This is a genomic window from Streptomyces sp. TM32 (assembly GCF_004122755.1).
GTDB lineage: Bacteria > Actinomycetota > Actinomycetes > Streptomycetales > Streptomycetaceae > Streptomyces > Streptomyces sioyaensis.
Window position 1 is genome coordinate 1 of sequence record NZ_SDIG01000194.1, and the last position, 11,289, is coordinate 11,289.

Annotated in this window: 11 protein-coding genes and 1 pseudogene; 6 read left to right on the forward strand and 6 right to left on the reverse strand. The window is 72.9% G+C overall.

Annotation, left to right across the window (positions count from 1 at the left end; translation table 11 throughout):
- Nucleotides 1-31: 31 nt before the first annotated feature.
- Nucleotides 32-1,363, reverse strand: coding sequence for an aminotransferase class I/II-fold pyridoxal phosphate-dependent enzyme (locus tag EST92_RS27975; RefSeq protein WP_129283524.1), 1,332 nt, complete (start codon nucleotides 1,361-1,363; stop codon nucleotides 32-34).
- Nucleotides 1,364-1,428: 65 nt separating this feature from the next.
- Here EST92_RS27975 and EST92_RS27980 point away from each other — a divergent pair, with 65 nt between their 5' ends.
- Together EST92_RS27980 and EST92_RS27985 are read left to right on the forward strand one after the other, a co-directional pair.
- Complete coding sequence (locus EST92_RS27980; protein ID WP_129283525.1) at nucleotides 1,429-2,139, forward strand: pyridoxamine 5'-phosphate oxidase family protein; 711 nt, start codon at nucleotides 1,429-1,431, stop codon at nucleotides 2,137-2,139.
- Nucleotides 2,140-2,148: 9 nt separating this feature from the next.
- Nucleotides 2,149-2,810, forward strand: a pseudogene (locus tag EST92_RS27985) (FMN-binding negative transcriptional regulator).
- Between the two features lie 130 nt (nucleotides 2,811-2,940).
- Here EST92_RS27985 and EST92_RS27990 read toward each other — a convergent pair.
- The 3 genes from EST92_RS27990 to EST92_RS28000 form a co-directional block, all read right to left on the reverse strand.
- Complete coding sequence (locus tag EST92_RS27990; RefSeq protein WP_129283526.1) at nucleotides 2,941-3,918, reverse strand: EamA family transporter; 978 nt, start codon at nucleotides 3,916-3,918, stop codon at nucleotides 2,941-2,943.
- Nucleotides 3,919-4,096: 178 nt separating this feature from the next.
- The gene (locus EST92_RS27995) at nucleotides 4,097-5,269 is read right to left on the reverse strand and encodes an EamA family transporter (RefSeq protein ID WP_254069062.1); all 1,173 of its coding nucleotides are present in this window, start codon (nucleotides 5,267-5,269) and stop codon (nucleotides 4,097-4,099) included.
- A 50-nt stretch (nucleotides 5,270-5,319) separates the two neighbouring features.
- Nucleotides 5,320-5,850 carry a Clp protease N-terminal domain-containing protein gene (locus EST92_RS28000; protein ID WP_129283527.1) on the reverse strand — a complete coding sequence of 177 codons (531 nt, stop codon included), beginning with the start codon at nucleotides 5,848-5,850 and terminating at the stop codon, nucleotides 5,320-5,322.
- Nucleotides 5,851-6,135: 285 nt separating this feature from the next.
- On the opposite strand from EST92_RS28000, the gene EST92_RS28005 reads away from it, so the two are divergent.
- A complete protein-coding gene (locus tag EST92_RS28005; protein ID WP_129283528.1) occupies nucleotides 6,136-6,564 on the forward strand; it encodes an SRPBCC family protein in 429 nt (142 codons plus the stop codon).
- Nucleotides 6,565-6,628: 64 nt separating this feature from the next.
- Here EST92_RS28005 and EST92_RS28010 read toward each other — a convergent pair whose 3' ends face one another.
- Nucleotides 6,629-7,255, reverse strand: a complete 627-nt coding sequence (locus tag EST92_RS28010) for a PadR family transcriptional regulator (RefSeq protein ID WP_129249855.1) — start codon at nucleotides 7,253-7,255, stop codon at nucleotides 6,629-6,631.
- 186 nt (nucleotides 7,256-7,441) lie between these two features.
- Between EST92_RS28010 and EST92_RS28015 the strand changes: the two genes are divergently transcribed.
- Both EST92_RS28015 and EST92_RS28020 read left to right on the forward strand, forming a co-directional pair.
- Nucleotides 7,442-8,341: a helix-turn-helix domain-containing GNAT family N-acetyltransferase gene (locus EST92_RS28015; RefSeq protein WP_129283529.1), complete on the forward strand. Its 900-nt coding sequence runs from the start codon at nucleotides 7,442-7,444 to the stop codon at nucleotides 8,339-8,341.
- 101 nt (nucleotides 8,342-8,442) lie between these two features.
- On the forward strand, nucleotides 8,443-9,264 hold the full coding sequence (locus EST92_RS28020) for a PhzF family phenazine biosynthesis protein (protein WP_129283530.1): 822 nt from the start codon (nucleotides 8,443-8,445) through the stop codon (nucleotides 9,262-9,264).
- A 67-nt stretch (nucleotides 9,265-9,331) separates the two neighbouring features.
- Here EST92_RS28020 and EST92_RS28025 read toward each other — a convergent pair whose 3' ends face one another.
- A complete protein-coding gene (locus EST92_RS28025) occupies nucleotides 9,332-10,141 on the reverse strand; it encodes a CPBP family intramembrane glutamic endopeptidase (protein ID WP_244942605.1) in 810 nt (269 codons plus the stop codon).
- A 486-nt stretch (nucleotides 10,142-10,627) separates the two neighbouring features.
- On the opposite strand from EST92_RS28025, the gene EST92_RS28030 reads away from it, so the two are divergent.
- On the forward strand, nucleotides 10,628-11,289 hold a 662-nt coding region (locus tag EST92_RS28030), incomplete at its 3' end, for an IS110 family transposase (protein WP_254069064.1).

Here is an 11,289-nt window from a genome sequence, read left to right on the forward strand (position 1 = left end):
CCCGTCCACCCGTCCACGACGCCCACTCGTATCACTCGTACCGCCGCGCCTCCCCCCGCCCCGTTGCCATGGCCACGGCGTCCGCCACGGGAGCGATGTCGTCATCGGAGAGGCCGGAGACGGTGATGCGGATGCCGGGCGGGGAGTGCAGGCGGAAGCGCGCGCCGGGAGCCACCGCCCAGCCGGAGTGCAGGAGCCGGGCCACCGCGCCGGTCTCGTCCGGAACCGGTACCCAGACATTCATACCGCTGCGGCCCCGTGCGTGGACTCCGCGCTCGGCCAGTGCGTCTATCAGCGCATCTCGCCGCCGGCCGTACGCTCCGGCCACCATTGCGGGATCGATCGCGGACGTCCGCCACAGGTGGGCGACCGTGTCCTGGAGGAGATGGCTGATCCAGCCCGGGCCGAGGCGTTGCCGGCCGGCCACCCGGTCGATGGTCAGGGCGTCCCCGGTGAGCACCGCCAGGCGGAGGTCCGGGCCGTACGCCTTGGCCGTCGACCGGACCAGAACCCAGTGGTCGGTGACGCCCGAGAGCGGATGGAGCGGGAGGTCGACGATGCCATGGCCATGGTCGTCCTCGATGAGGAGGACCTCGGGTTGCCCGGCCAGGAGGGCGCGGAGTTCGGTGGCGCGGGCGCGGCTGACGGCGGCGCCCGTGGGGTTCTGCGCCCGGTCGGTGAGGACGACCGCGCGGGCGCCGTCCTGGAGGGCGCGCGTCAACTGCCCGGGCAGCGGGCCCTCGTCGTCCACCCCGACCGGCGCGGGGCGCAGTCCGAGCGCCGGGATGAGATCCAGCAGGCTGCCCCACCCGGGGTCCTCCACCGCCACGGTGTCACCGGGCCGCAGATGGGCGGCGAGCACCCGCTCGATGGCGTCCAGCGAGCCGCTGGTGACCGCGATCGGCCCCGCCGGCACGCCGTCGGCGGCGAAGGCCGCGCGGGCCAGCGCCGCCAGCTCTTCGTCCACGGCCGGCGTGCCGTAGAGCGCGGGGCGCCGCGCACTGTGTGCCGCGGCCGCGGCCAGCGCCCGTTCGAGCGGGGGCAGCAGGGAGGGATCGGGGTTGCCGTCGGAGGCGTCCCGGACACCGGGCGGCGCCTCCACCCGCAGGGCCTCGCGCGGGGTACTGGCGGGCCGAGGGCGCACCCGACTGCCGCGCCGGCCCGCGGTTTCGATCACTCCCCGGTCGCGCAGCGTGCGGTACGCAGCCGCGACCGTATTGGGATTCACCTCCAGATAGACCGCCAACTCCCGCAGCGGGGGCAGGACTTCGCCCGGCTGGAGCTCGCCCGCACCGACGGCTCGCTCGACACTTGCGGCAATCTCCGATGCGCGCCGCCCTTCGATCCGATACTCTCCTAGCACAAACATGATTATGCACTAGTGCAATGGAGTTGGCAATGTCCCAGGCCGCAGCATCCGGAGCCGCAATGTCCCAAGCCGCGTCCTCCGCGACCACGTCGTCCCAAGCCACGTCGCCCCGACCCGCGTCGTACGAACCGACCGAGCGCACGACCCCCACCCGCGCCCGCCAACGCGCCACCTACGACCAGGAGACGGTGCACGCGATCCTCGACGAGGGCTACGTCTGCCATCTGGGCTTCGTCCGCGACGGTTCCCCGGTCGTCCTGCCGACGCTCTACGGCCGGGTCGGCGAGCGCCTCTATCTGCACGGTTCGACGGGGTCCCGCCCCCTGCGGATGGCCGGTGCGGCGCCGGACCCGGGCCTTGACGTGTGTGTCACGGTCACGCATGTCGACGGGCTGGTACTGGCCCGGTCCGCGTTCCACCACTCGATCAACTACCGCTGTGTGGTGGTGCACGGCACCGCCCATCAGGTCACGGACCCGGACGAGAAGACCTCCGCGCTGGACGCGCTCGTCGATCACGTGGTGCCGGGGCGCGCCGCGGACTCCCGGCCGGGGAACGCCAAGGAACTGGCCGCCACCTCCGTGATCCGCCTCGACCTGCGCGAGGTCTCCGCCAAGATCCGCGCCGGCGGCCCGGACGACGAGCCGGAGGATCTCACCCTGCCGTACTGGAGCGGCGTGCTCCCCGTGACCCCGGTGTACGGCGCCCCCATACCCTCCGACGACCTCGCGCCCGGCACTCCCGAGCCGGCCTATCTGACCGCCCGCTGAGGAGCCGCCGTGCTGATCCACCCCTGGGACGCCCCACGGACGACGCCGAGTGGCAACAGTGGCTCGCGGCGCACGACTTCGGCCAGCTGGCCGCCAATGGACCGCCCGGCGAACCGCCGCTGCTCCAGCCGCTGCACTTCGCCTACGACCCGGCCCGCCGCGAGGCCGTCACCCATCTGGCCCGCCCCAACCCCCTCTGGAGCACGCTGGAACACCGGCCCGCGGTGGTGCTGAGCGTGGTGGACGACTACACCTTCATCCCCGGCCCCTGGCAGGCGGACGAGGACCAGCCGCCCGAGCACGGCGTCCCCACCAGCTTCTACGCCGCGGTCCAGCTGATCTGCACGGCCCACATCGTGGACGATCCGGCGGCGAAGGCGGCGCTGCTGCAACGGCAGACGCACCACTTCCAGCCGGCCGGCGGCTCGGCCCCGGTGGCCGCGGGCGAGCCGCCGTACGGGCGACTGCTGTCCGGCATCCGTGGCCTGCGCCTCGAAGTGCGGGACGTCCGCGCCAAGTTCAAGTACGGGGGCAAGCGGAGCCAGGCGGTCCAGCACCGTGTCTCGGCGCGGCTCGCCGAACGGGACGGCCCCGGGGACGCGGCGGCCCGAGCCCATCAGCAGCGCCGCCTGGCGACGGCGGCGGGGCCCCCGATGTCAGCCAGGCCCTGAACGGCGCCCCGCGGCCGGCGGCGCCACGGATCGGCCCGGCCCCGGGGCCCGGCCGACGCCGCCGGCCGAGCCCCCTCCCCTGCCAGGCCCCGCCCTCAGCTGAGCCCCGTTCGTCAGCCGAGCCCGTTCCTCAGCCGGCCGCCGGCGCCGCCGACCGTGCGGCCGCCGCCGCTCCGCGTGCCTCCGTCACCGCCAGGGCGGCAACGGCCGTCAGCAGCACCCCCGTTCCGGTCACGGTCGCCACCGTGAGCCGCTCCCCCAGGAACGCCACCGCGAGGACCGCCGCCGACACCGGCTCGATCAGCGAGAGCACGGACGCTGTCGCGGCACGGACGGCCGCCAGCCCCGCGAAGTACAGCCCGTAGGCCAGCGCCGTCGGCACGGCAGCGATATAGCCCAGCAGCAGGAGACTGCGGCCCAGTTCGTGCGCCTGCGGCCACAGCCCCTCCGCCGCCGCGAGCGGCAGCAGACACAGCGCGCCGACCGCGAAGGCCCCGATCGTCGAGGCGTAGGGATCGCCGCCCCCGGCCCTGCCCAGCCGCCGGGTGGCCAGCGTCATCGCGGCGCAGCCGGCCGCCGACAGCAGGGCCCAGCCGACCCCGGCGGGACGGACGGTCGCACCGCCGTCGCCGCCGAGGACCAGGATCGTGAGCCCGGCCAGCGCCCCGGCGACCGCCAGGACCCCGCCCGACCCGAGTCGTTCCCCCATCGTCAGGCGCGCCCCGATGGCGATGAGGACGGGGCCCGCCCCCATGGTGACGACGGTGCCCACGGCCAGCCCGGTGGTTTCGACGGCGGCGAAGTAGGCGGCCTGGAAGACGGCGAGGGCGACCCCGGTCACCACCACCCGGGTCAGGCGCCGGCACAGCGGCTCGTACGGAGCGGGCGCGGCGGCCGGTCCGGAGCGGCGGCGCGGCAGCGCCCGGACGGCGAGCAGAAGGAGCAGTCCGCCGAAGGTGCGCCAGAAGGTGAGGGCGACGGGGCCCAGTCCGCTGCCCCGGTAGAGGAGGGCGGCCGCCGCACCCGCTGTGCCCCAGGCGGTCGCGGCGAGAGTCACGTACAACAGCCCCCGGCCCACGGGCAGGGCGGAGGAAACAGTGGCTTGCATGGAAGTGCTGCTCCGGGAAGTCCAGGACGGCGCGAGGCGCCGTGGAATGGTCGCGTGATCCCGTGTGCAGGCAGCGACGATCGGCTCGGGAACCAGCCCGAGCCGAAGGCTTCTCGGAGGCCGCCGCCCGCGTTACGCGGCGGGAGGGGGCAGCACGGTCGAATGCATGATCGATACCCTACGTCGCCCGGGATCCGGCCGACAAGTCGTCACCGGAGCGGTGCCCGGAGGTCGCGGCGTACGGGAGCGCCGAGGACACGGCGCCATCCGGGGCACCTCCGCCCTCGCCCTCCCCGAGCCCGCCGGCTCCGGCCACCCGCACCGTCTCCGTCGTCTGCGGCTTGGCCGACTGCGCGATGAAGGCGCCGGTGAGCACCACCAGCCCGCCCACGAGCTGCGGGGCGGAAAGATGCTCGCCGAGCAGGAACCAGGCCAGGACGGTCGCGATGACGGCCTCCAGACAGGCGACCACCCCGGCCACCTGGGGCGAGAGCCGGCGGATCGACACCACCCCGGTGAGGTAGGCGGCCACCGTCGCGACCAGCACGATCCAGGCGAGCAGCAGGGCGGCGGGCACCCGGGTGCCGTTCATGACCGCACCGCCGCCGAGCAGTTGCCAGTGCATGGCCCAGGGACGGGCGATCGGGGTGAGGACGACGGCGCCGAGCAGCAGGCCGTAGGCGATCACCCCGAGCGGGTCCGCCGCGTCGTCGCCGTCGGAGCCATGATCGGAGAGCACGAAGTAGCCGACCTGGCAGCAGGCCGCGCCGAGGGCCAGGACCAGGCCGACGGCATCGAAGCTCAGCCCCGACCAGACCTCGACCACACACGCCAGTCCGCCGACGGCCAGCACCACCCCGACCGCCGCGGCACGGGTCACCGGCCGCTTCTGCACGAACCGGACCCAGCCCAGCACCAGCGCAGGGGCCAGATATTCGATGAGCAGGGCGACACCGACGGGGATGCGGGAGAGCGCGGCGAAGTAGCAGGCCTGGACACCGGCGACGGCGAGCAGCCCGAACCCCGCGAGCAGGGCGGGCCGGCGGCGCGGCAGTTCGCGGTGGCGCCAGGCGATCGGCAGCATGACCAGCGCGGCGCCGGCCACCCGCAGCCAGGTGACCTGCAACGGTTCCAGGCCCGCGGATATCAGGGGTTTGGCGGCGACGCCCGACCCCCCGAAGGCCAGGGCGGACAGCAGGGCGATGCCGAGGCCGGCGCCGCGCCCGCCGGTCGCACCGCTGCGGCGGCTCTCCCCGAGGGCGGACGACGGCTGCGCGGCCCCCCGGGCCGCTGGAGTGGACCGGCCCGGCCCGGTCGATGGACCTGCCGGGCTCCCCGAAGACACGTGCATCGGGACATCATGACCAGCCGACGTCAGCAGCGCCACCCCTGATGCCCCTGTCATTCCTGGCCGGAGGTCTCCCCGTCCAGACGGGCGGCCAGCCGGCCGGTGTCGACACCGGCGCGGCGCAGCACCTCGACGGCCCGGGATTCGGGATCGTCCACCAGGGCGGCGAGCAGATCCAGACAGCCCGCGCGGGTGGCATAGCGCGCATGCGCCCGGTCCAGTGCGCCGTCCATGGCGGCGGCCGCGGCCGGTGACCAGCCGGGGACGCCGCCCTCGACGACGACGGGGACCGCGCCGGAGTCCTCGACGGCGCCGAGCCACCGGAGTCCGTAGCCGATGCTGCGCTGGACGAGATAGCCGAGCAGCCGGGCGACCTGCGGTCCGCCGTCGAAGGCCGCGCGCACGGCGGGGTCCGATTCCAGGAGGCCGTGCAGCAGATGTGCGGTGTCGACCTGCCGGTCGCCGTCGCGGGAGGCCCTCCTGCGGGCAGCGGAGACGACCGACGCGAGCTCTACGGTGAGCAGATCGCCGAGGTCCTCCGGAGCGGAGCCGTCACCGGCGCTGGACGCAGTACGGTTTTGCACAGCATCCACCCCACCAGCCGCACCACGCCGGAGCATCCCCGGCGGGAAGCATTTGCGCCTCCCACGCTGGTTGGGCACACCGGTCCCCGGCTCATCCTCACGGAGGAGGCGAGGAGGAATCGTGAAGGTTGGACGCGAAGGACGGGGCCTTCCGACACCCCGGCCCCTTCCCGTTCGTTCGACTGACGATCCATCAGAAAGGGATCGCGCCGGTATTGAACCTTCACCTCCGCGCCGCTACGTTCCCCGGCAACAGCCAGGGACCGTCACCGAAGGGGTGCGCGCATGGCCGAAGTCACCGCACAGGCCCGCATCGAAGCGCCGGCCGACACGGTCTGGGACCGGCTCACCGACTTCGAGACGTACGGCGAGTGGAACGCCACGCACACCGCCTTCCCCAAAGGCGGCCCGCCCTCGCTCGAAGTGGGCGCGGGCTACGAGGAGCACATGAAGCTGATGGGCTTCCCCGCGGAGGTCACCTGGACCGTGCGGGAGCTGGAGCCGGGGCGACTGCTCGGCATCGAGGGCAAGGGCCCGATGGGCGTCACCCTCACGATGCGCTACGCACTCACCCCGGACGGCCCGGCGACGGCGGTGCGGATCGACGGGACGTTCACCGGCGCCGCGGTCTCCCTGATGGCCGGCAAGCTCAAGGACTCGGCGGGCGCCGCGCTGCACGAGTCGCTGCGCGGGCTCGCCGCCCTGGTGGCCTGAACCTTCGGGGCCGCCTTCTCCTTCGCGCCCCCGAAGGCCGTCCACCAGGCCTTTCCCCCCGCACTCAGTCCTCTTCGGCGAGGATCAGATACAGCTCCTTGCGCGCCTTGTTGACCACCGCCATGGCCTTCTCCCGCTGTTCGGGACTGCCGGTGGCCCACACCTGCCGGAACGCCTCGACCAGGCCGCCGCCCGCCTTGCGGATCTCGTTCATCGCCTCCCAGTCGACGCCGCGGCCGGCGTCCTCCCAGGGGGCGTCCGAGCCGCTGTCGGCCTCGGTACGCCCGGTGTCGGTCAGCGAGAACAGCTTCTTGCCGCCCTCACTGGCACTGGCGATCAGCCCCTCGTCCTCCAGGAGCTGCAACGTCGGATAGACCGAGCCGGGACTGGGCTTCCACGCCCCGCCGCTGCGCTCGGCGATCTCCTGGATCATTTCGTAGCCGTGCATCGGGCGGTCCTTGAGCAGCGCCAGGATCGAGGCGCGCACATCGCCGCGCCGCGCCCGGCCGCGCGGTCCGCCGCGCCCCCGGCCGCCGCCGAAGGGCGGGCCCCCGAAAGGCGGTCCGAACGGGCCGAAAGCGGAGCGCCGCCGCTCCCAGCCACCCGGGAAGTCGCCCCGGCCGCCGTGCCGGCCGGGTCCGCAGTGTTCATGCCGGTGCTCATGTCCGTGTTCATGTCCTTGGGAACGCATGAGGGCGCCCTCCATTTCTTTCTTTGATCGGTCGCGATGCTTCAACGATATATCGAGACTGTTCGCCGAGCAAGCCTTTGAGTGGAACCAGTTGCCGGGCCGCCCCCTGGCGCCGTGACCAGCGCCTCGTCGCGGTCCGCCCCGCACCCCTGGCGCCGCGGTCCATTACCTGACTAGAGTCAGATAATGGATGCAACACAGATCAACCAGGTGCGGCGGTTCAACCGCACCGTCACCGAACGCGTGGGCGTGCTCCACGACCACTACCTGGGGCGCGACCGGCCGATCGGTGAGGCCCGACTCCTCTGGGAAATCGGCGAGCAGGGTCAGGACGTACGGCGGCTGCGCGAGCGCCTCGGGCTCGACTCGGGGTACGTCAGCCGGATGCTGCGCTCCTTGGAGGCCGACGGCCTGGTGACGGTGGAACCGCAACCGCGGGACAAGCGGGTGCGTACCGTCCGGCTCACCGACGCGGGCCGCACGGAGCGCGCCGTGCTCAACGGCCGCAGTGACGAGCTGGCCGGCTCGCTGCTGGAGCCCCTGAACACCGCCCAGCGCACCCGGCTGGTGGCCGCCATGGCCGAGGTCGACCGGCTGCTGACCGCCGCGACGGTCACGCTGGACGCCCTCGACCCGGACCACCCCGACGCCCAGCACTGCCTGCGGTGCTACGCCGGCGAACTTCAGGAGCGCTTCGAGACCGGCTTCGACCCCGCGCAAAGCCTGCTGCCCGACGCCGGGGAACTCGGCTCGCCGCACGGCTTGTTCCTGGTCGCCCGGCTGCACGGCGAGCCCGTCGGCTGCGCCGGCCTCAAACTGCCGCCCGGCGCCCCGGCCGAGATCAAACGCATGTGGGTCGCACCCCATGTCCGGGGCCTCGGCGTCGCCCGCCGGATCCTGGCCGAGCTGGAAGCACGGGCCGCCCGGCACGGCCATGACGTCGTGCGCCTGGACACCAACCGGGCGCTCACGGACGCGATCGCGCTGTACCACTCCTGCGGCTTCAGCGAGGTCGCCGCCTTCAACGACGAGCCGTACGCCCACCACTGGTTCGAGAAGCGGATCGCGCAACAGGCGGAGGTGTGATCGCGAACGGGCTCAGGAGTGGGTGACCCGCCGCCCGGCACGGCCAGTTCCCTCGAATTGGCCTTGGCCTGCGGCTTCGCGGCACCTCTACGCTCGCCGCCATGAGGATTCGTATCGTCGACGCCTTCAGCGCGCGTCCGTTCACCGGCAACCCCGCGGGAGTCGTACTCCTCGACACCGGCGCCTTCCCCGATACGGCCTGGCTCCAGCAGGTCGCCACCGAGGTCAATCTCTCCGAGACCGCCTTTGCCCACCCGCTGCCCGAGGGCGGCGACGCGGACTGGGCGCTGCGCTGGCTCACCCCCGCCGCCGAGGTGAACATGTGCGGGCACGCCACGCTGGCCACCGCGCACGTCCTGCACACCACCGGCACGGCCACCGGTACGGTCCGCTTCCGCACCCGCAGCGGGGTGCTGACCACTACTGCCGCCCCCGGCGGGGCGATCACCATGGACTTCCCGACCGCCCCGCTCACCCCCGTCGAGGTGCCGCCGGTCGTTGCGAAGGCGCTGGGCTGCGCGATCCGCTCCGCGCACGACACCGGTCCCGATGTCGGGGACCTGCTGGTCGAACTCCCCGACGAGAAGGCCGTCCGCGCGCTGTCACCCGACCTCAAGGCGCTGGCCGGACACGGCGGGCGCGGCGTGATCGCCACCGCGCGCGCCGACGACCCCGCCGGCGGCCATGACTTCGTCTCGCGCTGTTTCTTCCCCGCGGTGGGCATCGACGAGGACCCGGTCACCGGCAGCGCGCACACCGCGCTCGCCCCGTTCTGGTCGGCGCGCCTGGGCCGCGCCGCACTGGTCGGTCTGCAGGGCGCCGCCCGCACCGGATACGTACGGACCGAGCTGCGTGGCGACCGTACGCTGCTGACCGGCTCGGCGGTCACGGTCATCGACGGGGAGCTGCTGGTCACCGGCTGATCCGAGGCCCGCAACCGCGGTTCCCGGGGGCGCGGAGGCACTGACGGTGCCCCGCGCCGCACCCGTCTCACCTCGTCGGCAGCCACTCCACCCGGCCCGCGAGCACCGCGTAGCCCACGAACGCCACGATGTCGATCAGGGCGTGCGCGGCGACCAGCGGCCCGACCCGCCCCCACCGCCGGTAGAGCAGGACGAAGAGCACCCCCATCACCATGTTGCCGAAGAAGCCGCCGATGCCCTGGTAGAGGTGGTACGAACCGCGCAGCAGCGAGCTGGCCGCGAGCGCCGCCATCGGCGACCAGCCCAACTGACCCAGTCTGCGCAGCAGATATCCGACGACCACGACCTCCTCCAGGACGGCGTTCTGCACCGCGGAGGCGATCAGCACCGGAATCTTCCACCACACCTCGGGCAAGGCCTCGGGCACCACCGTCAGATTGACTCCGGCCGCCCGCGCGCCCAGGTACAGCAGCAGACCGCTGCCACCGATGACGGCCGCGATCCCCACCCCGCGGCTCAGGTCGAAGCCGGGCCGCCGGCGGTCGAAGCCGACCGCCCGCAGCCCGCCGGCCCGCTCGCGCAGCAACAGATGCGCCACCAGCGCCACGGGCACCAGCGCCGTCGCGATCCCGAACAGCTGCCAGGCCAGATCCAGCCACGGCCGGCCGGGCGCATGGGAGGCGTTGAGCGTCGCCGCCTGGTGCTTGAGGCCGCCCGGCTTGGTCACCGACCCGAGGAAGCTGATCAGCGCCGACAGCGCACTGGCACCCAGCGAAAGCGCCAGCACGATCAGCGTTTCGCTCCGCAGGATGCTCCGGGACGGCGCCCCGTCCGTCCCCGTACCGGAGCCTTGGCCCGGCACATCCGCATCGGCCACGGGACTTGTATCCGACTGCACGCTTCCTCCACTTCCGCATTACCGCCTCTTCGCCACCACCGCCCCGCTAGGGTCTCGACAGCAGGTACGAAGATCGCGCGCGACAGGCCGGGGAAGCGCGCCCTCCGCATGGCGCGCTCCCCCCTCTCCCCCTCGAATGCCGATCGAGCCCCGAGTAGGAGAGGCGCTACCGCAATGGGACGACACAGCTTGCCCGACGGCTCCGGACCGGCGATCACGGGGCCCCCTGTTACCTTTTAGATGGCCCCGATGATCTTGGGGCTCCCGGCCTTCTGGCCCGGCATGACTATGTCCCCCTGTCGACCATGACCCGGGGGGTGGTGTCACCGGGCCGGGAGGCGCCGGTAGATCGCTAATAGGGGCAAGAGCGCCGGTTCGCTGGCAACGCTCTTCGTAACGTGGTTGCCGAATGTCGGTGCCGTGCCTTGGCCGGGAACGCAAGACCCTCATCGGAGGAAGTACGTGATCGACACCCGCGACGTGGCCGTGTTCCTCGGCCTGGACGTCGGCAAGGGCGAACACCACGCCACCGGCCTGAAGCCGGACGGCAAGCAGGTCATCGACAAGCCGCTGCCGAACAGCGAGCCCAAGATGCGGGCCATGCTGGAGAAGCTCACCAAGAAGTACGGCCGCGTGCTCCTGGTGGTCGACCAGCCCGCCTCGATCGGCGCCCTGCCGCTGGCCGTCGCCCGCGACGCGGGCTGCGACGTCGCCTACCTTCCGGGGCTCACGATGCGGCGGATCGCAGACCTCTACCCGGGCGAGGGCAAGACCGACGCCCGTGATGCGGCGATCATCGCGGACGCCGCCCGCACCATGCCCCACACGCTCCGCTCCATCGAGCTGACGGACGAGACCGTCGCCGAACTCCACATGATCGTGGGCTTCGACGACGACCTGGCCGGCGAGGTCACCCGGGTCGCGAACCGGCTTCGCGGCCTGCTCACCCAGATCCACCCGCACCTCGAACGCGTCCTCGGCCCGCGCATCCAACACCCTGCCGTGCTCACGTTGTTGGAGCGATTCGGGTCCCCGAAGTCGATCCGCAAGGCGGGCCGCCGACGCCTGATCACGCTGCTGCGACCGAAGGCCCCCAGGATGGCCGAACGGCTCGTCGAGGACATCTT